Source organism: Micromonospora peucetia (assembly GCF_900091625.1).
GTDB classification, from domain to species: domain Bacteria; phylum Actinomycetota; class Actinomycetes; order Mycobacteriales; family Micromonosporaceae; genus Micromonospora; species Micromonospora peucetia.
On the sequence record NZ_FMIC01000002.1, the window covers coordinates 4,563,320 to 4,583,044 of the forward strand.

Here is a 19,725-nt window from a genome sequence, read left to right on the forward strand (position 1 = left end):
CCCCTGTGTCGATGCACAGCCCAGTGTCCAAGGAGATGCGCGTGACCACACCCAGACGGCTCCGCCTTGCCGTGTCCGTGCTGGTGACCGCAGGTGCCGTCCTGCTCGGCGCGGCCGCCGCCGCGGCACCGCCCGCGACTCCCGCACCGGCCGGGCACCAGGGCTGTGACCCGATCGACCCGACTGCCTGCCTGCTGCCGTTCCCGAACGACTACTTCACCGTGCCGGATCGGACCAGCCCGACCGGCAAGCGGGTGCGGATCACGGCCTCGGCGATGCCCGCCAACGCGCAGGGAACCCCGATCGACCCGACGGAATGGAACCGGCAGGACGGGTTCAGTCCCGGCTCGCCGATCCTGGTGCGCGTGCCCGGCCTCGACGCCGCGGCGACCGGGATCGCGCCGGTCACCGACATCGGCCGCTCGCTGGCACCGGATGCGCCGATCGTGCTGCTCGACGCCCGGACCGGCAAGCGCACGCCGTACTGGGCCGAGTTGGACGCGCACGCGGCCGGTCAGCCGGATCGGCAACTGCTGATCATCCGGCCGGCGGTGGCGCTGACCGAGGGCACCCGGTACGTCGTCGGCCTGCGCGGCATGCGCGACGGCAACGAGGCGCTGATCCCGGCGCCGAAGGGGTTCACGGCGTACGTGACCGGTGCCGGCCTCGGCCACCGGGACCGTCGCGTCCCGCAGATGAAGCGGATCCTCGCCGACCTGACCAGGGCCGGCGTCAAGCGGCACAGCCTCTACCTGGCCTGGGACTTCACCGTGGCCAGCCGGCACGGTCTGACCGGGCGGATGCTGGCGATCCGGGACGGCGCGTTCGCCGCCCTCCGCCGGGCCGCACCGTCGTTCACCGTCACCAAGGTGACCGACTATCCACCGGCGCAGGATCCGCTGATCGCCCGGCAGGTGACCGGCACCATCGGCGTACCGTCCTATCTGACCGGCGACGGTGGGCCCGGCTCCCGGCTGCACTACGGGCCGGCCGGCGGCGGCGGGACGCCACCGACACCGAACTCCCTGCCCACGCCGTCCGGCGCGACGGTGGCGGCGGACTTCATCTGCAACATCCCGCGCAGTGCCTCCGCCGCGAAACCGGCACACCTCTCGCTCTACGGCCACGGCCTGCTCGGCAGGCCGACCGAGATCAACGCCGGCAACGTCAAGACGATGTCGAACACGTACGACTTCACCTTCTGTGCGACCAGCTGGATCGGCATGGCCGCCGCCGACGTCCCCTACGTGGCCGGCGCCTTCACCGATCTCAGCGGCTTCCCCGCGGTGGCCGACCGGGTTCAGCAGAGCTTCCTGAACTTCCTCTTCCTGGGCCGGGCGATGATCCACCCAGGCGGGTTCGCCGCCCACCCGGCGTTCCGGGACGCCACCGCCCGGCCGCTGATCAACGTGGCCGGCGGGCTGCACTACGACGGCAACAGCCAGGGCGGCATCAACGGCGGCGCGCTCACCGCCATCGCCCAGGACTGGACCCGGTCGGTGCTCGGCGTGCCGGCGATGAACTACTCCACGCTGCTGCAACGCAGCGTGTCCTTCACCCCGTTCCAGACGATCATGGACGGCTACTACCCGGACAAGGTCGACCAGCAGCTGATTCTCGCGCTGCTGCAGATGTTGTGGGACCGGTCCGAGGCCAACGGGTACGCCCAGCACATGACCGACCGGCCGTTGCCGGGCACCCCGGCGCACCAGGTGCTGATGCACGTGGCCTTCGGCGACCAGCAGGTCTCTCCCGCCGCGGCGGAGGTCCAGGCGCGCACCATCGGCGCCCGCCTGCACACCCCCGCGCTCGCCGACGGCTGGTCACCGGACGTGCGGCCGTACTGGGGCATCGCGCCGATTCGCAGGTACCCGTACACCGGCTCGGCGATCGTGATCTGGAACAGCGGTGCGGCGTACGCGCCACCGCCGACCAACCTCGCCCCGGTCGGGCCGGAGTACGGCGACGACTCGCACGAGTTCCCGCGCGCCCAGGCCGGAGCCCAGAAACAGAAGGCGGTGTTCCTACTCACCGGCAAAGTCATCGATGTCTGCGGGCGGAAGTCCTGCCCATGACGCGGTAGCCGGTCGCGCCGCGAGACGAGCGTCTTGTCCGTCGACCCTGGTCCCGCTGCGCTGTCCTCAGACCAGGAGACGCTCCCGCATCCTCGCGCCCAGATTGATCGCACCTACCGCCCGAGGGCCGGTCGGATCGTGCACGTCGAAGGTGTTGTTGCGGCGCATCAGCTCACGGACCGAAGGCGGCAGCCGGGGCGGGTCCTCCATGGCTGCGAGGACCTGCCCGGCGCTTGAGATCAGTCGATCCACCAGGGCTGCGGCGTCGGTGTCTATCCGCACCCGGCCGTACTCCCAGCCGGCGGTGGTGAGATCGAGCACCTCGAACACTCGGGTCACGAGCGGGTTCGGGTCGGCCACCCGGTCGAGCCGGGGCGCCTGGCTGCCGACCACCGTGACAGCGGCGGCCACCTGCGCGTACGGGTGGAAGCCGCACGGCAGCGTGAACAGTGGCCACCGCAGGGCCTGGCCGGCCTCCGCCCACAGCGGCCGGTAGTTCCGGCGGTTCACCAGGAGCCGGCGGCCGGTCCGGCGGTGTATCTCGTGGGCCTGGGCCTGTAGGTCCGCGTGGGCCTCGTCGGCGACCTGGCTCACGATCCGGGCCGCCGCCACCAAGCCGTCGTCGCCGTTCAGCATCGCGGTGACCGCCTCGACCTGCTCGGAAAACCGGATCTGCGCGTGGGCGCCATACCGGTGCTGGACGTCCCGTAGCAGCGCCTGCTGCCGTTCCGCATCGAGCTGGACCCGCCCGCCGCCCAGTAACCGCCGGAGCCAACGCATTTCGCCTCGTTTCAGCAGAGCCGTCCCGGACCGCGGCAATGCTAGTGCGTCAGACCTTCCTCGTACGGATGGGGTGGCTGAGCGACCTCTGACCTTGATGGCGGTGCACGCCAGCCGGACGTGACATCACGCTGAAAGGCGGCGACCACCTGGCTGTCGCGATCGGGCAACGCCTATGCGCCGTCCGACGCCAGCCGACCTACTCGCCGGCTTCCTCGCCCAGACCGGGCGTGACCGGAAACTGCCATGACATCAGACAAACGTCGGCCTTTCAACGTCTGTAGCATCGCTGCGACGACGAGGGGGCGCCGAGTGAACGACATGATCCCGACCCTGCCCGATCTGGGGCTGGAGTTCCTCCCTCTCGACCCCGGTGATCCCGATGTGGTGGGCGACATCCGGCTGCTCGGGCGGATAGGCGAAGGCGGCATGGGGCGGGTCTACCTTGGCGTAACCCAGGCCGGCCGGGCTGTGGCGGTAAAGGTCGTCAAGGATCCCTACTCGACCGATCCCTCCTTCCGCGCCCGCTTCGCGCGCGAGGCCGCGATTGCCAGTCGGGTTGGCGGCGTCTTCACCGCCCCCGTGGTGAGCCACGACGCCGAGGCCGTCCGCCCGTGGCTGGCGACCGCCTTCGTGCCGGGCCCCAATCTCGCCGTCGCCGTCGCGCGCCACGGAACACTGCCGCTGCACGGCGTGTGGCGACTCGCCGCCGGGGTGGCCGAGGCCCTCAAGGCCATCCATGCCGCCGGCATCGTCCACCGCGACCTGAAGCCCGGCAACGTGCTGCTCGCCGCCGACGGACCCCGCGTCATCGACTTCGGCATCTCCCGGGCCGACGGCGAACGCGACCTCACCCAGACCGGCGTACGGATGGGCACCCCGTCCTACATGGCACCGGAACAACTGCGTGGGGAGCGATCCACCCCCGCCACGGACGTCTTCGCCCTCGGCTCGGTCGTCGCCTTCACCGCCACCGGGAAGGCTCCCTTCCGCGCCAGCAGCGACGCGGAGCTCGTCTACCGCGTCACGCAGGGCGAACCGACTCTCGACGGCATCACAGATCCGGGGCTGCGGGAGCTGGTCAGCCGGTGCCTGGCGAAGGAGCCGCAGCTGCGCCCGACGCCGCAGGACGTCATCGCCGCCTACACCGACCGCAGCGCGGCAGCCGCCGGGCAGGGCTGGCTGCCCGAAGGCCTTGAGGAGACCCTCACCCAGGCCGAGAACGCCTCGACCATCCCTGCTGGATCGTCCGGCGTCACACTGGCTTCGACCGCCATGCTGACCGCCACCGACTCGATCGGCCCAGATCGACCTACGACCGTCCCTGACAGACGAGACACCGTTGCCGAGCCCGTCGCCGGGAAGCTGACAAAGCTACCGGATCTGACGACCCATGCCATGTCGCCGGCCGACACCCGGCGCCGGAAATGGCGTCGACCGGCTGTCGCCGGGGTGATCGGCGTGCTCATGGCGATACTGGCCGGGACCTATCTCGCCAATGGCGACGCGACATCCCGTGAGCCTTCGCCCGGCAGCTTTCCGGCCGGCAGCTCTCCGACCGATGCTGCCGTCGGGGCCACGTCCTCCCCGACTGCCGCCGGGGCCTCCCGCCCTTCCAAGGTTCCCGGCGCTACCACGACCGGCGCATCCGATGGCGGCCCAGACGCGGCTCCCAGCCCTCCGTCCGGTCCGGCGCCGACCAGGACCGGCCCCGGCACCCCGGTGCCGACCAAGGCTGATCCGGGCACCCCGGTGTTGCCCTCGGGACCGTTCAACCCCGACAACATGGTGATCGTGAGTTCCGACGGCACCGTGCTCAGCACCAACGGCACGAACGACGGCTCGAAAGTGGTGACCACCGCCTGGCGGAAACTTCCCGGTCAGAGCTGGAAACTCGAGTCGGCCGGCAAGGTCATGGTCGTGAAGGCCTCGCCGTCCAAACAGCTCACCATCGGCCATGACGGGCTCGGCGTGCTGTCGCCGGCCAGCAGCGGAAATGTTTTCGGGTGGGTCTACGACTCGGTGAAACTTCAGCTGCACAACGGGAACTCGGGCGGGTGTCTGACCTCCCACGGCCCCGGTCGGCAAGTCACCTATGGCCTGTGCGACAGCAGCCAGAACCAGCGTTGGCGAATAGTGTCGTGATGGTGGCGCACGTCGGCATCGGCGAGCGGTAGGCCAGGGGCCCACCATCGTGCCGCCGGCCGTGCGGAATATGGGGGCCGTTCCCCGTACCGGTCGCCGGGCTGCGGTGACATTCTCCTTGCCGTCCGTCGGCGACGAGTTTCCTGGAGTGGTGTGTATGGGCGAGCAGATTCGTGTGCAGGTCATCGCCGTCGACCCCGCGGTACGGGTCGGTGTCGACGACATGGTGCGGGTGTGTCCGGAACTGACCGTGGTGGTCGACCGGCCGGACGTGGTGCTGATGGTGACCGACGAGGTCAGCGACGCGGTGCTGGTCCTGTTGCGCTCGCTGTCCCGCGCCGGCCGGCGGGTGCTGCTGGTGGCCGACACGTTGCGGGAGTCGGACGTGGCCGAGGCCGTGGAGGGGGGTGCCGGCGGGCTGCTGCGCCGCTGCGAGGTGCGCCCGGACCGGCTGCGCCCGGCGATCCGGGCGACGGCTGACGGCAGCTTCACCGTGTCGTCGGACCTGTTGGGGGATCTGTTGACCCGGGCCGGCGACCGGGCACCGGAACGGCCGGCGGCACGGCAGCTCACCAAGCGGGAACGGGCGGTGCTGCTCATGCTCGCCGACGGGCACGAGACCGAGGAGATCGCCCGCTCGCTGGCCTACTCGGTCCGTACCGTGACCGGAATCGTGCACACGATCACCCACCGGTGGCAGGTGCGCAACCGGGCGCACGCCGTGGCGTGCGCCCTGCGCGAAGGGCTGATCTGAGTCAGATCAGCCCGTGCCGGATGGCGTACGCGGTCGCGTGGACCCGGTTGGAGACCTGCAACCGGGCCATCAGGTCGTAGATCATGTTCTTCACGCTGTGTGGTGAGCAGTGCAGCTCCCGCGCGATCCCCGCGTTGTCGTACCCCTCGGCGACGAGTTCGAGCACCCGCAGTTGCCGGGCGGTGAGTACGGGCTTCGACATGATCGCCTCCTGGCCGGGTGGGCGTGGTGTGACCTACCAGCCCAGGCTAGGAACGGATTGCCGCCTCCTCATCGGGCCGCTGCACCCAGATTGCCGGCCGACGCCCCCGCATTTCTCACCCCGGAATCCATGACCCACTGCCGGGCCAACCGCCCGACCGCCTGTTCGGGATGGTGCACCGCCGAGGTGAGGATTCCGGTGAAGCTGTCGGCGAACGAATCCGCCCGGTCGGCGGTGAACAGTTCGCTCTGATATTGCAGCCACCCGGTCAGCCGGGTCCCTTCCTCCCGCACGGTGAGCAGCAGGTCGAAGGGGGAACCGCCCTGGCCGTGCCGGAACGGCTCGGCGGTGACCCCGGGGAGCCGGAGCCGACCGGTCAGGTCACCGAGAAGTTGGAAGGCGACCTGGGCCACCGGGTTACGGCTCAGGTCGCGCTTCGGACGCAGCGCCGTCACCAGCCGGTCGAACGGGACTCCCTGGTGCCGGTACCCGGCCAGCGCCACGTTCCGCACCTGGAACAGCAGGTCGGTGAAGGCCACCTCGGACGGACAGGGCACCCGCAGGGCGAGAGTGTTGACGAACATCCCGATCCCGTTCTCGGCCTCCTCCGTGCCGCGATTTCCGGTGAACGTGCCGATCACCAGGTCGTCGCGGCCGGCGAGCTGTCCGATCAGTACGGTGAACGCGGTGAGCAGGACCATGAACGGGGTCGAGCCGGTGGTGCGGGCCAGGGCCCGCACCGCGGCGGTGGTCTCCGCCGGCAGACCGAACCGGACGGTGGCCCCGGTCTGCCGCAGCCGCGTCGGTCGGGGCAGGTCGGTCGGGAGGTCCAGGGTGGGCGGCGCACCGGCGAGGTGGCGACTCCAGTAGTCCAGGTCGGCCGGGCCGGTCGGCGGGAGGAGGGCCGGCGGCAGCGGGTCGACGGCCCCCGCCTGGCCCTGCCGACGCCGCGTGTACGCCTGGCAGAGGTCGCGCCACAGCACGTCCATCGACCAGTCGTCCGCGATGATGTGGTGGATGGCGGCGGCCAGGACGTGTTCCTCGGGGGCCAGCCGCAGCAGGGCGACCCGTAGCAGCGGCCCCTCGGCGAGCGGGAACGGCACGGCGGCGAGCCGTTCGACGGCCATCTGCGCCTCGGTGAGGTCGGCCACGGTGCGCACCTCGATCGGCACCCGGGCGTCCGGCCCGATCTCCGCGTACGGCACACCGCGCCGGGCCTGGAAGGTGGTCCTCAGGGCCGGGTGCCGGCGTACCGTGTCCGCCAGGGCGGCGCGCAGCGCGTCGACGTCGACCGGTCCGCGCAGCCGGTAGGACTCGGCCATCGTGTAGGTGGTCGACCCCGGATCGAGCTGGTCGGCGAACCAGATCCGGTGCTGGGCGGCGCTGAGTGACCCGCCGGCCGGCCGGTCGGCGCCGACGTCCGGTGCACCCGGCGGCGGGGTCCCGCCGGCTGCGGCGCCCTCGCCGGTCGCCGGGCAACCCCCGGTGCCGGACGTGACGAGTCCGGCCACGGTGCCGGTGAGCATGTCGGCGGGGGAGAGCGACCAGCCCCACAGGCGGCGGACGCGGGAGCAGACCCGGGTGGCCGCCAGCGAGTCGCCGCCCAGCTCGACGAAGGTGTCGTGCACCCCGACCGGCCCGGTGCCGAGCAACTCGGCCCAGATGCCGGCGAGCCGGCGCTCGTCGTCGGTACGCGGGTCGACCTGCTCTGCGCCGGCGATCCGGTGCCCATCGGGCACGGGCAGGGCCGCCCGGTCCAGTTTGCCGCTCGGGCTTACCGGCAACGCCGGTATGGCCACGAACACCGACGGGACCAGGTAACCGGGCAGCCGTTCGGCGAGGTGGGCCCGGAGTACCCGGACGCCCGGGGCGGTGCTGGCCACCACGTACCCGACGAGCTGCTCGGCGTGCACGGCCGTGGCGGCGGCCTGCACCCCAGGCACGGTACGCAGCGCGGCGTCGATCTCGCCGAGCTCGACCCGATGGCCCCGGATCTTGACCTGGTGGTCGATCCGACCCAGGTAGTCCAACGCCCCGTCGGGCAGCCGCCGGGCCAGATCCCCGGTGCGGTACATCCGGGAGCCGGGCGGGCCGAACGGGTCGGGAACGAACCTCTCGGCGGTCAGCCCCGGCCGGTCGAGGTAGCCTCGGGCGAGCTGCACCCCGGCCAGGCAGAGTTCGCCGACCTCCGCCGGCTCACCGCGGTCGTCCAGGATGTGGGTGCGGGTGTTCGCCACCGCGTGGCCGATGCTGACCGGCTCACCGGGCCGGCAGCGCGATCCGGTCACCTCCACCGCCGCCTCGGTCGGGCCGTAGAGGTTGAGCAGCTCGCAACCGATGAGTTCGTCGGCTTCGGTGACCAGGTCCGGGGCGAGCTCCTCGCCGCTGCAGACGATCCGGCGCAGGGTGGGGAAGCGGGCGCCGGTATCGCGAACCTCGGCGAGGAACGCCCGCAGCATCGACGGTACGAAGTGGATGCCGGTGATCCCGTACCGGTGGATCGTGTCGATCAGGTAGGCCGGGTCGCGGTGACCACCCGGGCGGGCCATCACCAGGCGCGCACCGGCGGCCAGGGTGCCGAAGATCTCCGGCACCGAGACGTCGAAGCTGTACGGGGTCTTCTGGAGCACCCGGTCGGCGGGACCCAGCGGATGCGCGTCCAGCCCCCAGCGGACCCGGTTGACGATTCCCCGGTGCGGGATCACCACGCCCTTGGGCCGACCGGTGGACCCGGAGGTGTAGATGACGTACGCCGGGTGTTCCGCGTCGACGGTGACCTGTGGTGCCCGGGCGGACCAACCGGTGGTTTCCCGGCGCACCGACACGGCGCTGACGGTCCCGTCCAGCTCGGCGAGAAACGGTAGATCCGGGTCGGTCACCACGATGTCCAGCTCCGCGTCGGTGACCAGGAAGGCGATCCGCTGGGCCGGATACTCCGGGTCCAGCGGCACGTAGGCGGCCCCGGCGGTGAGGATGCCGAGCAGGGCCACCACCAGGTCGCCGCCCCGGTGCAGGTACACGCCGACCCGGGACTCCGGGCCGATGCCCCGGGAGACCAGCAGGTTGGCGAGCTGGTCGGCCCGCCCCACCAGTTCGGCGTAGCTGAGCTGTTCCCCCTCGGCGACCACCGCCACCGCGTCCGGGGTGCGCGCCGCCTGCCCGTGCACCAGATCGTGCAGGGCCGGCTGTCCCGGATATCTCCTGGCCGTGTCGTTCCACGGTGCGATGCTCGGCTCAGTCGGCATCCAGGTCCTCCGGTGCGATGGTCAGGAAGTCCGGCAGCCAGATGCCGATGCCGTCGCGTTGCGCGGTCCGCCGCACCAGCTCGGCCACGGCGAGGTCGAGCACGCCCAGGCCGAACGGCGAGTAGACGGTGACCCCTTCCGGGTCGTGCCGCCAGCCGCCCCCGCCCAGGATCTCGCCGATGTCGGCGGCGATGAAGTCCCGGTTGCCGGTCTCCTGCTCCGCCAGGTGCAGCGAGGTGGCCGCCCGGCAGACGTGGTCGGCGTCGTCGACCACGTTGACCGCGGCGAGGATGTCCGCCGGGAAGATGTCCCGGAGCGACAGGTGCAGCACGAGTGCCCCCGGCCGGCAGCGCGCCAGCCCCAGGTGCGGTACGCCCGCCGTCGTGGCCAGGCAGACCAGCGGGTGGGCGCCGAGCGCCTCCTCGACGCCGCCGGCGACGCTCACCTTCAGGTCCCACCGTGCGCAGCGCCGGGCGAATGCGGCGGCCCGCCCGGCGTCCAGGTCGAAGACGGTCACCTCGGCCAGACCGGGCAGTGCCGTGCGGAGGAATCGCAGCACCTCGAAGTTGATCACGCCGCAGCCGACCAGGGAGACCCCGCCGGCCGGCGGGGCGAGGGCCCTGGCGGCCAGGGCGGCGCTGGCGGCCGTCCGCCGGGCCGAGATCGTGGAACCCTCGACCAGTGCGACCGGGTGACCGTCCGCCATCGAGTTCACGACGATCGCGGCGGAGGCGCGGGCCAGCCCGCGGTCGAGGTTGCCGGGGAACGACGAGATCCACTTCATGCCGGCGACCGGGGTGTCGTCGCCCAGGTAGGCGGGCAGTCCGATGATCCGGTTGCGGGCGTCCTCCGGGAACCGCAGGAACACCGAGTGCGGCAGCACGGTACGCCCCTGCGCGTGCAGGACGTAGGCGCGGCGGACCGCGTCCAGGACGTTGTCCTCCTGGTCGGACAGGATCTGCCGGACCTCGCCGGCGGAGACGATCAACATGGCGCCCCGTCCATGGTCCGTTCCCTCCACAGGTGGGTGACGTCGCCGAAGTGCGTGGTCACCCAGTCGTCGTCGTAGATCGTGTTCAGGTAGCGCTCACCTCGGTCCGGGAAGATCAGCGCGCAGGTCGCACCGGCCGGAATCAGGTCGCGTAGCTGCTCCACGGCGGCCACCACCGCGCCGGACGAACCACCGGCGAGGACGGCCTCCCGGCGGGCCAGCCGGCGGCAGCCGGCCACGCAGTCCAGGTCGCTGACGTGCACCACCTTGTCGGCCAGGCCGTCCCGGTAGAGCTTCGGCCGTACCGCCGCGCCGTGGCCCGGGATGAGCCGCTTGCGCGGGGTGTGGTCACCGAAGATCGCGCTGCCCGCGGCGTCCACCGCGACCATGGTGAGCGCCAGCTCGTGCCGGCGCGCGTAGTCGGCACAGCCGCGCAGCGTGCCGCAGGAACTGGTCGCGCAGAACAGGAAGTCCAGCGGGGTGGGCACCCCCTCGACGATCTCCCGCATGGTCGTCTCGTGGGCGAGCGGGTTCAGCGGGTTGGCGTACTGGTCCGGCCACCAGGCGTTCGGGATGGTCGCGACCAGCTCCTGGACCCGGCGGATCCGCTGCGGCAGGTACTCGCCCGTGGCCGGGTCGGTGCGGGTCACCACCTCCACCTCGGCGTCGAACGCGCGCATGACCGCGATGTTCTGCGCGTTCGTCCGGGGGTCCACCACACAGATGAACCGGATTCCGAAGTAGCGGCACACCTGGGCCAGCCCGATGCCCAGGTTGCCCGAACTGGACTCGACCACCACCGACCGGCCGGGTCGCAGTTCCCCGGCCCGGAGCCGGCCGATCAGCATGCCCAACGCCGAGCGGTCCTTGATGCTGCCGCCCGGGTTGTGCGCCTCCAACTTCGCCCACAGGGTGAACGGGGCGTCCGGCATGAGCTTGTCCAGCCGGACCAGTGGGGAGCCGCCGATCGTGTTCAGCACCCCGCCGACGTCGGTCTCACCGGCCCGCATGTTCGCTCCCGCTACGGGGAGCCGCAGCGGATCGCAGGGTGCGACCGGGAACGGTCGCGGTGCCGGGGATCGCCTCGGCCGGGTCGTCGGTGGTGCCGAGCATCCGGTTGGCCTCGTCCACCATCACCACCCGGGGCGAGTACCCCTTGGCCTCCGGGTCGGCCATCGCCGCGTAGCTGATGATGATGACCAGGTCGCCGGGGTGGATCAGCCGGGCCGCGGCCCCGTTGATCCCGATGACCCCGCTGCCGCGCTCCCCGGCGATGGCGTACGTCTCCAGGCGGGCACCGTTGTTGATGTCCACCACGTGCACCTGTTCGCCGGCGATCAGGTCGGCGGCGTCCATCAGATCCTCGTCGATGGTCAGCGAGCCGACGTAGTGCAGGTCGGCCTGGGTGACCACCGCGCGGTGGATCTTCGATTTGAGTATGGTGCGCAACACCTTCAGCTCCTCCTTGGATGCTCAATCGGCAGAAAGCGCGCTCGACGTACCGAGCGGCTCAGCGTCGCCAGGGCGGCGAGCAGGACCATCCAGACGGCCATCGACCACGCGGCGCGGGTCGGCCCGAGCGACTCCAGCAGGTAGCCCCCGGCCAGGGAACCGAGCGCGACCGCGCCGTTGGCCAGCAGGCTGACCGCGCTGAGCACCCGGCCCTGGATATGGTCGGGGGTGAGGGCCATCTGGTACCCGGCGACCGCCACGTTCCAGATCGGCCCCACGAACCACATCAGGGCGTACGCGGCACCGATCAGGTAGCGGTCGTCGGTGACCGCGATGACGCAGGTCATCAGTGCCCACACCCAGTTCGCGGCGACGACGATCGTGCGCATCGGGAACCGTCCGGCACACCAGGTCGCCACCAGCGAACCGAGCACCCCGCTGGTGCCGGCCACACCGAGCAGCACGCCGATGGCCGCCGGGGCCGCTCCGGCGGACTCGAACGCCACGATGATGATCAGGAACAGGACGCGGAACAGCAGGTTGCTGCCGGCGACCAGCAGGGTGGCCGTCCGCAGGAACGGCTGCCCCCACAACCAACGCAGCCCCTGGGTGAGTTCGGCGGCCATCCTCCCGGTCGCGGGTCCGGCGACGGTAGCGCTGCCCGGTGCGGCCTGGAGGTCGCGGCGGATGAACAGCAACGTCAGCAGGGACACCAGGTACGAGACCGTGTCCAGCACGAACGGCCAGATCCGCCCCAAGCCGAACAGCACGCCGCCGAGCGGGGTACCGGCCATCACCGCGGCCCGCTCGCGGGCCTCGTTGCGGGACAGCGCGGTGGTCACCTGACTCGGGTGCACCAGGTTCGGGATCGCGGCGCCGGCCGCCAGCTCGTACCCGACCGACAACGTCCCCTCGACGAGACCGACGGCCAGCACGTGCCACAGGTGCAGCTCGTCGACGGCGATCGCCGCCACGATGCTGCCCACCCCCAGCGCCCGCAGTACGTCGCACCAGATCATCACCCGCCTGCGGTCCCACCGGTCCACCAGCGCCCCGGCCGGCAGCTGGAACAGCAGCGTCGGCAGCAGCGACACGAAACCGGCCAGCCCGGCGGCGCCCGGCGAGCCGGTCAGCGCCAGCACCAGCAGCGGGTACGCCACCAGCGACGCGGTCGAGCCGAGCATGGAGGCCGCCGACCCACTCCACAGCAGCAGGAAGTCCCGGTTGCGGTGCAGCGGCGGAATCTGCGTCCCGACGACCGGATCGTCGACCCGGCTCACCGGTCACCACCGGTCCGGCGGTGACCAGCGGGGCCCCCACGCGGGGTCACCGGGCACCCCGGCGGGCGGCGATCTCGGCCAGCCGGTTGCGGGCGGTCAGCCCGGGGACCGCCGGCCGGTCGTCCAGCTTCGGGTAGCCGGGCAGCGCCCCGACCAGCCGGGCAACGGTGGGGTGGTCGAACAGGGCCCGGACCGGCACGTCGACGCGGAGCAGGGTACGCAGCCGGACCGTGACCCGGGTGGCCAGCAGCGAGTGCCCGCCAACCTGGAAGAAGTTCTCGTGCACCCCCACCTCGTCGGTGCCGAGCACCTCGCCCCACACCTGCGCGACCGTCCGCTCGTCGGCGGTCCGCGGCGCCACCCGCACGGGTTCCCTCCGTCCGCCGGCACCGGGCTGCGGCACCGGCAGGGCGTTCCGGTCGACCTTGCCGGTCGGGGTGAGCGGAAAGGCATCCAGCGGTACGTAGGCGGCCGGGCACATGTGGTCCGGCAGGGTACGGAGCAGGAACTCGCGGAGCTGCTCACCGGTCGGTACCGGGTGCCGCTCCCCGCCGACCAGGTACGCGACCAGCTCCTGCTCCCCGCCGAACCGCTGCGGGTGCACCACGGCGGCCCGGACGTGGTCGTGGGCCAGCAGCGCCGCCTCGATCTCGGCCGGTTCGATCCGGTGCCCCCGGATCTTCACCTGATGGTCGACCCGGCCGAGGATCTCCAGGTGCCCGTCGGCATGCCAGCGGGCCAGGTCACCGGTGCGGTACATGCGGGCACCCGGCACCGCGGCGTGCGGGTCGGGAACGAACTTCTCCGCGGTGAGCGCGGGCCGGGCGCGGTAGCCCCAGGCCACCCCGTCCCCGCCGATGTGGATCTCACCGGGGACGCCGACCGGCACCGGCTCCAGCCGCTCGTCCAGGAGGTAGAGCCCGGCGTTCGGGGCCATGCCGAAGTCGACGGGCCGGCCGTTCGGAGCCAACCGGCTCGTGGTGGACCAGACCGTGGTCTCGGTCGGCCCGTAGATGTCCCACACGGTGGCCCCGGTCGAGGCGAGCCGGACCGCCAGTTCGGTCGGCAGCTTCTCACCGCCGCAGAGGACGGTCGCACCGGCCGGTGCGGACCAGCCGGAGTCCAGCAGCATCCGGTACGTCACCGGAGTGGCCTGGAGTATCGCCGGTCCGGCGGCGTGGATCAGCTCGGCCATTCGCTGCGGGTCCCGGGTCTGCTCCGCGTCGGCCAGCACCACCCGGCCGCCGACCAGCAGCGGCAGGTACAGCTCCAGCACCGAGGGGTCGAACGACACGGTGGTCAGACCGACCACGGTGGCCCCCGCCGGCAGGCCCGGCCGGTGCCGCATCGCGGCGAGGAAGTTGCTCAGCCCCCGGTGGCTGATCATCACCCCCTTCGGGGTGCCGGTCGAACCCGAGGTGTAGATGACGTATGCCAGGTCGTCGACGGTCGGCCGTCCGGCCAGCCGCTGTGCCGGACGGGCGGCGATCGTCGCGTGCTCGGCGTCCAGCAGCACCGTCCGAACTCCGGCGGTGTCCAGCCGTCCGGCCAGCGCGGTCTCGGTCACCATCACCTGCGCACCGGCGTCGGCCAGCATGAAGGCGGTCCGCTGTGCCGGGTGGTCAGGGTCCAGCGGCAGGTACGCGCCCCCGGTGGCCAGCACCGCGAGGAACGCCACGACCAGGTCCGCGCTCCGGTTCAGGTGCACTCCGACCAGCGCCCCCGGCCCGACGCCCAGCTCCCGCAGGTGGCGGGCGAGGCGGTTGGTCCGGCGGTCCAGCTCGGCGTAGCTGAGCACGTCGTCGCCGCAGACCACCGCGTCCGCGTCCGGGGTGGCCGCGGCCTGCCGGGCGACCAGTTCGGGCAGCGTCTGATCCGGGACCGACAGTGGTCCGCCGGCGCCGAGGTCGAGCAGGATGTGCCGGTCGGCCTCCGGCAGGCCGCACCGGCGCGGGTCACCCGCCGGGTCGGCGACCATCGCCTCCAACACCCGCCGGCAGGTCCGGGCGATCAGGTCCAGGTAGCCGTCGGAGATCCGGTCGGTGCCGGCCTCGATGATCAGCTGACCGGGCTCGCTGGACACCGAGAGGCCGAACTCGTTCGGGGTGGTGTCGGTGATCGCCGACCGGTCGATGCCGTCCAGGTCGAGCACGTGCATGTCGGTGTAGTTGAAGAAGACGTCCACCAGCGGCTTCTGGTTGCCCCACTCGCGTTGCATCGCCGGCAGCGGATAGTGCCGGTGCGGCCAGAGCGCGACCTCCCCGGCGAAGACCAGGCGGGCCTGCTCGGCCCAGCTCGGTGCGGTCAGCTCCACCGCGAACGGCACGGTGTTGAGGAACATCCCCCGCACCTGGTCGCCGTCGGTCAGCTCGGGCCGCCCGTTGCAGACCAGCCCGCTGTGGAAGCGCCGTTGCCCGGTCACGATGCCCAGCGCGGTCAGGTGCGCGGTGAACAGCAGGCTCTTCAGCGGTACGTCCGCCGTCCGGGCCAACTCCCGCAGGCCCGGCATCAGGTCGGCGAAGGGCAACCGCACCGCCCGGTACCGGGCATCCTCACCCGCCCATGCCGCCGGGATGCTGAGCCGCTCATGGGTCAGTACCCGGGACGCCCAGAACTCCCGGTCCACCCCGGCGGCCACCGCCCGCCGCTCGAGCGCCACCGCGTCGGCGAACCGGACGGCCGGAATCGGGGCGGGCTGCGGATCCTGCCCGTCCCGGATCCGGCGGTAGTACGCCAGCAGCTCCGGGACCAGCGAGTTCTGGCTCCAGCCGTCCAGGATGGCGTGGCTGTAGCTGACCAGCAGCCGCCAGCGGTCGTCGGCCAACTGGTAGGCGTGCAGCCGCAGCAGTGACGGCGTACCCAGGTCGAACCGGTCCCGCCGCTCCTCGGCGACCAGCCGGGCCACCGTGGTCTCCTGCTCGGCGACCGGTACGCCCCGCAGGTCGGTGTGGCCGACCCGGATCCCGGCGCTCGGGTGGATCAGCTGGAGCGGCTCGTGGTACCCGGTCAGGTCGATCGAGGCCCGCAGGATCTCGTGCCGGACGGCGAGCGACTGGGCTGCGGCGTGCAGGGCGGGCAGCGAGAACGCGTCGCCCTCGATCGGGTAGCAGAGACTGTTCAGGTAGAGGTCGCCGGTCGGATCGGCGAGCATCTCGTACGCCATGCCGGCCTGCACCATCGACAGCGGGTACGCGTCGACGACGCCCTCGGGCAGGCGGGCCCGGTCCTCCGCGCAGATCAGCGCGAACCGGTCCACCAGGCGGGTGGCCTCGGCCGGCAGCCCGCACTCCCGGGCGTCGACGGCCTCGGCGAGTTCGGCGACCGTCCGGTATCGGAAGAGGTCTGTGACGGTGAGGTCGAGCCCCTGGTCGCGGAGGTTTCCGACGACCCGGATGGCCCGGATGCTGTCGCCGCCGATGTCGAAGAAGCGGTCGTGGATGCTGATCGGTCGGCCGTGCCCGGTGAGGGCGTGGGTGTAGGCGGTGGCGATGAGGTGCTGGGTGGGGGTGTGGGGCGGGGTGTGGTCGGCGGTCCGCGCGGCGTGGGTGTGGGGTGGGGGGAGCGCGGTTCGGTCGATCTTCCCGTTGCTGGTGAGGGGGAGTTCGGTGAGTGTGGTCCAGTGGGTGGGGACCATGTACTCGGGTAGCTGCGTGCGCAGGTGGGTGCGCAGGGTGCCGGCGTCGACGGGGTGGCCGTCGGCGGCGATGAGGTAGGCGGCGAGTTGCTGGTCGTCGCCGGGTCCGTGGGGTTGGACGACGGCGGCCTGGACGGTGTGGTGGCTGGCGAGGGTGGTTTCGATCTCGCCCAGTTCGATCCGGTTGCCGCGGATCTTGACCTGGTGGTCGAGGCGGCCGAGGTACTCGATGCTGCCGTCCGGGCGCCAGCGGGCCTGGTCGCCGGTGCGGTAGGCGCGTTGGCCGTGGTCGACGGGGGTGAAGCGTTCGGCGGTGAGAGCGGGGCGGCGGTGGTAGCCGCGGGCGAGCTGGACGCCGGTGAGGAGGAGTTCTCCGGGGACGCCGACGGGGACCGGGTTGTTCCAGGGGTCGTGGATGTGGGCGCCGGTGTTGGCGATGGGAGTGCCGATGGTGACGCTCTGGTGGGGGTGGACGCGGGTGGCGGTGACGTCGACGGCGGCCTCGGTGGGTCCGTAGAGGTTGTGCAGCTCGACGTCGAGGTGGGTGTGCACGGTGGTGGCGAGGTCGTCGGGGAGGGCTTCGCCGGAGCAGACGACGCGTCGGAGGTACGGGAGCGTGGTGCGGGTGGTGGTGAGGTAGGTGGTGAAGGCGCGCAGCATCGAGGGGACGAAGTGGATCGTGGTGATGTGCCGCCGGTTGATGGTCTCGGCGAGGTAGGTGGGGTCGCGGTGCCCGTCGGGGCGGGCCATGACGAGGGTGGCGCCGGCGGTCAGCGGCCAGAAGAACTCCCAGACGCTGACGTCGAAGGTGTGCGGGGTCTTCTGCAGGATCCGGTCGGTGCGGTCGAGGCGGTAGGCGTCCTGCATCCAGCGGAGCCGGTTGACGATGGCGCGGTGGTCGATGAGGACGCCCTTGGGGCGGCCGGTGGAGCCCGAGGTGTAGATCAGGTATGCGGGGTTACGGTCGTCGGTGGTGACGTCGGGGCGCCCGGTGGGTTCGTCGGCGAGGGTGGGGTCGTCGAGGTGGACCCGTGGGCCGGGGTGCCAGTCGTGCTGGTCGGGGGTGTCGACCAGGGTGACGGGGTTGCCGGTGTCGGTGAGCATCCAGCGGAGCCGGTCGACCGGGTGGGTGGGGTCGAGTGGGAGGTAGGCGGCGCCGGTCTTGAGTACGGCGACGAGGGCCACGGCGAGGGCGACGCGGCGTTGCGCGCTGACGGCGACGATCCGCTCGGGGCCGGCGCCGAGGGCGATCAGCCGGTGGGCGAGTTGGTTGGCGCGGGCGTCGAGTTGGGCGTAGGTCAGCTCGTGGTGGTCGTCGATCACGGCGACCGCGTCGGGAGTGCGGTCCGCCTGTGCCTCGATCAGCTGGTGCAGCAGGGTGTGGTGGGGGTGGTCGACGGCGGTGTCGTTCCAGGCCGTGAGTTGGGCCGTTTCGGTGTCGGTGAGCATGGGCAGCCGGGTGACCGGGGTGTCCGGGTCGGTGACGACCGCGGTCAACAACCGCTGGTAGTGCCCGGCCAACCGCTCGACGGTCGCGCCGTCGAACAACGCCGTCGCGTACTCGACCACCGTGGAGAAGGACCCGTCCGCCTCCTCGGTCATCTGCATGGTCAGATCGAACTTGGCGGTGTGCCAGAGCGTCGGGACCTGCCGCGCGTGCAGCCCCGCCCCGGCGAAGTCGGCCGCCGTGGCGTTCTGCATCACGAACATGGTCTGGAACAGCGGGTTGCGGGACAGGTCCCGCTCCGGGGACAACGCGTCCACGATCCGTTCGAACGGCACGTCCTGGTGGGACTGCGCGTCCAGCACCGCCTCCCGGACCCGGGCCAGCACCTCGACGAAGGTCGGCTCGCCGGACAGGTCGGTCCGCAGCACCAACGTGTTGACGAAGTACCCGATCAGGTCCTGGACCTCGGGGCGGGTACGCCCGGCGACCGGGGTGCCCACCGCGATGTCGGTCTGCCCGGTGTGCCGGGCCAGCAGGATCTGGAACACGGCCAGCAGCACCATGAACGGGGTCGCCCGGTGCTGCCGCCCGATCGAGGCGAGGGTGCGACCGAGGTCGGCCGGCACGGTGAACGGCAGCGTCGCGCCCCGGGGGTCCTGCACCGGCGGGCGGGGCCGGTCGGTCGGCAGCACCAGCGGCACGAGACCGGCCAGCCGGTCGCGCCAGTGGTCGAGCTGCCCGGTCAGGCCGGCCGCCCGGTCCCGCTGCCGCACCGCGAAGTCCGCGTACTGGATCGGCAGCGGGGTGAGCGGGGTCGGCTCGCCGGCGACCAGTGCCGGGTAGAGCGCGCCGAGCTCCCGGGCCAGTACGCCGACCGACCAGCCGTCGAACGCGATGTGGTGGGCGACCAGCACCAGGACGTGCTCGTCCTCGGCGAGCCGGACCAGCCGGACCCGCAGCGGTGCGTCCCGACCCAGGTCGAACGGAGTGTTCGCCTCGTCTCGGATCAGCGAGTCCAACCGGTCCCGCCGCTTCGACGGGACGCACCCGGTCAGGTCGACGACGGGCAGCTCGACCGGCTCGGCCGGGCCGACCACCTGACACGGCTGGCCGTCCACGACCTGGTAGCGGGTCCGCAGCACCTCGTGCCGGCGGACCACCTCCCGCCAGGCGACGCGTAGCGCCACCGGGTTCAGCGGGCCGGTCAACCGCCAGCTGAACGGCACGACGTACTCCGCGCCGCCGGGCCGGATCTGGTCGAGTAGCCACACCCCCTGCTGCGGATAGGACAGCGGCAGCGGACCGGCCGGCCGTTGCGGCGGGCTCGGGGTGAGCGACCGGTCCGGGGCCCGTCCGGCCAGCAGCGCCTCCGTCAGCGCCCGACGGCGTACGTCGGTCGAGGTCGCGTCCTCGGGAATCTTCACTTCCTGCCCACCTGCGCCAACATCGTCTCCAGTTCGGACTCGGACATCCCGGCCACCCGTTCCTCGACGGCCCGTTGGAGCACCGTCGCCAGCTCTGCCACGGTCGGTGCCTCGAAGACCGCACTGACCGGCAGGTCGACCGGGAACCGTTCGTGCAGCAACGCGATGACCTGGGTGGCCAGCAGGGAGTGACCGCCGAGGTCGAAGAAGTCGTCGTGTATCCCGCAGCGGTCGACGCCCAGCACCTCGGTCCACACCTCGGCAACGGCCTGTTCGGTGGGGGTACGCGGTGCCAT

Annotated in this window: 12 protein-coding genes; 3 read left to right on the forward strand and 9 right to left on the reverse strand. The window is 71.9% G+C overall.

The window, feature by feature from the left end:
- The first annotated feature begins 35 nt into the window (after nucleotides 1-35).
- A complete protein-coding gene (locus GA0070608_RS21110; RefSeq protein WP_425413240.1) occupies nucleotides 36-2,075 on the forward strand; it encodes a hypothetical protein in 2,040 nt (679 codons plus the stop codon).
- 66 nt (nucleotides 2,076-2,141) lie between these two features.
- Here GA0070608_RS21110 and GA0070608_RS21115 read toward each other — a convergent pair whose 3' ends face one another.
- Nucleotides 2,142-2,855, reverse strand: a complete 714-nt coding sequence (locus GA0070608_RS21115; protein WP_091630276.1) for a hypothetical protein — start codon at nucleotides 2,853-2,855, stop codon at nucleotides 2,142-2,144.
- Nucleotides 2,856-3,176: 321 nt separating this feature from the next.
- Here GA0070608_RS21115 and GA0070608_RS21120 point away from each other — a divergent pair, with 321 nt between their 5' ends.
- Both GA0070608_RS21120 and GA0070608_RS21125 read left to right on the forward strand, forming a co-directional pair.
- The gene (locus GA0070608_RS21120) at nucleotides 3,177-5,000 is read left to right on the forward strand and encodes a serine/threonine protein kinase (protein ID WP_245716128.1); all 1,824 of its coding nucleotides are present in this window, start codon (nucleotides 3,177-3,179) and stop codon (nucleotides 4,998-5,000) included.
- 157 nt (nucleotides 5,001-5,157) lie between these two features.
- Nucleotides 5,158-5,754, forward strand: coding sequence for a response regulator transcription factor (locus tag GA0070608_RS21125; RefSeq protein WP_091630278.1), 597 nt, complete (start codon nucleotides 5,158-5,160; stop codon nucleotides 5,752-5,754).
- A gap of 1 nt (nucleotide 5,755) precedes the next feature.
- Here the strand turns inward: GA0070608_RS21125 and GA0070608_RS21130 are convergent, their stop codons facing one another.
- From GA0070608_RS21130 to GA0070608_RS34360, 8 genes are all read right to left on the reverse strand, one after another.
- Complete coding sequence (locus GA0070608_RS21130) at nucleotides 5,756-5,956, reverse strand: response regulator transcription factor (protein WP_091630279.1); 201 nt, start codon at nucleotides 5,954-5,956, stop codon at nucleotides 5,756-5,758.
- A gap of 68 nt (nucleotides 5,957-6,024) precedes the next feature.
- Nucleotides 6,025-9,201 carry a non-ribosomal peptide synthetase gene (locus GA0070608_RS21135; protein ID WP_091630280.1) on the reverse strand — a complete coding sequence of 1,059 codons (3,177 nt, stop codon included), beginning with the start codon at nucleotides 9,199-9,201 and terminating at the stop codon, nucleotides 6,025-6,027.
- Nucleotides 9,191-10,192 carry a 2,3-diaminopropionate biosynthesis protein SbnB gene (sbnB, locus tag GA0070608_RS21140; RefSeq protein ID WP_091630281.1) on the reverse strand — a complete coding sequence of 334 codons (1,002 nt, stop codon included), beginning with the start codon at nucleotides 10,190-10,192 and terminating at the stop codon, nucleotides 9,191-9,193. The genes GA0070608_RS21135 and sbnB overlap by 11 nt, the downstream gene beginning before the upstream one ends.
- Nucleotides 10,186-11,202 (reverse strand): 2,3-diaminopropionate biosynthesis protein SbnA, encoded by a 1,017-nt coding sequence (gene sbnA, locus GA0070608_RS21145; RefSeq protein WP_091630282.1) that lies wholly within the window; start codon nucleotides 11,200-11,202, stop codon nucleotides 10,186-10,188. Before sbnA ends, sbnB begins: the two co-directional genes overlap by 7 nt.
- A complete protein-coding gene (gene panD, locus GA0070608_RS21150; protein WP_091630283.1) occupies nucleotides 11,189-11,644 on the reverse strand; it encodes an aspartate 1-decarboxylase in 456 nt (151 codons plus the stop codon). The genes sbnA and panD overlap by 14 nt, the downstream gene beginning before the upstream one ends.
- A gap of 2 nt (nucleotides 11,645-11,646) precedes the next feature.
- Entirely contained in the window at nucleotides 11,647-12,924 is a 1,278-nt protein-coding gene (locus GA0070608_RS21155) for an MFS transporter (protein WP_091630284.1), read from the reverse strand.
- A 46-nt stretch (nucleotides 12,925-12,970) separates the two neighbouring features.
- Complete coding sequence (locus GA0070608_RS21160) at nucleotides 12,971-19,429, reverse strand: non-ribosomal peptide synthetase (protein WP_091630285.1); 6,459 nt, start codon at nucleotides 19,427-19,429, stop codon at nucleotides 12,971-12,973.
- Complete coding sequence (locus GA0070608_RS34360) at nucleotides 19,426-19,725, reverse strand: phosphopantetheine-binding protein (RefSeq protein WP_425413255.1); 300 nt, start codon at nucleotides 19,723-19,725, stop codon at nucleotides 19,426-19,428. Before GA0070608_RS34360 ends, GA0070608_RS21160 begins: the two co-directional genes overlap by 4 nt.

What these genes read in the sequence shown, in the direction of transcription:
- GA0070608_RS21135 (WP_091630280.1), bottom strand. Translation starts at nt 9,201, where the DNA reads ATGCCGACTGAGCCGAGCATCGCACCGTGGAACGACACGGCCAGGAGA.
- GA0070608_RS21115 (WP_091630276.1), bottom strand. Translation starts at nt 2,855, where the DNA reads ATGCGTTGGCTCCGGCGGTTACTGGGCGGCGGGCGGGTCCAGCTCGAT.
- GA0070608_RS21130 (WP_091630279.1), bottom strand. Translation starts at nt 5,956, where the DNA reads ATGTCGAAGCCCGTACTCACCGCCCGGCAACTGCGGGTGCTCGAACTC.
- GA0070608_RS34360 (WP_425413255.1), bottom strand. Translation starts at nt 19,725, where the DNA reads ATGGCACCGCGTACCCCCACCGAACAGGCCGTTGCCGAGGTGTGGACC.
- sbnB (WP_091630281.1), bottom strand. Translation starts at nt 10,192, where the DNA reads ATGTTGATCGTCTCCGCCGGCGAGGTCCGGCAGATCCTGTCCGACCAG.
- GA0070608_RS21120 (WP_245716128.1), top strand. Translation starts at nt 3,177, where the DNA reads ATGATCCCGACCCTGCCCGATCTGGGGCTGGAGTTCCTCCCTCTCGAC.
- GA0070608_RS21110 (WP_425413240.1), top strand. Translation starts at nt 36, where the DNA reads ATGCGCGTGACCACACCCAGACGGCTCCGCCTTGCCGTGTCCGTGCTG.
- sbnA (WP_091630282.1), bottom strand. Translation starts at nt 11,202, where the DNA reads ATGCGGGCCGGTGAGACCGACGTCGGCGGGGTGCTGAACACGATCGGC.
- GA0070608_RS21125 (WP_091630278.1), top strand. Translation starts at nt 5,158, where the DNA reads ATGGGCGAGCAGATTCGTGTGCAGGTCATCGCCGTCGACCCCGCGGTA.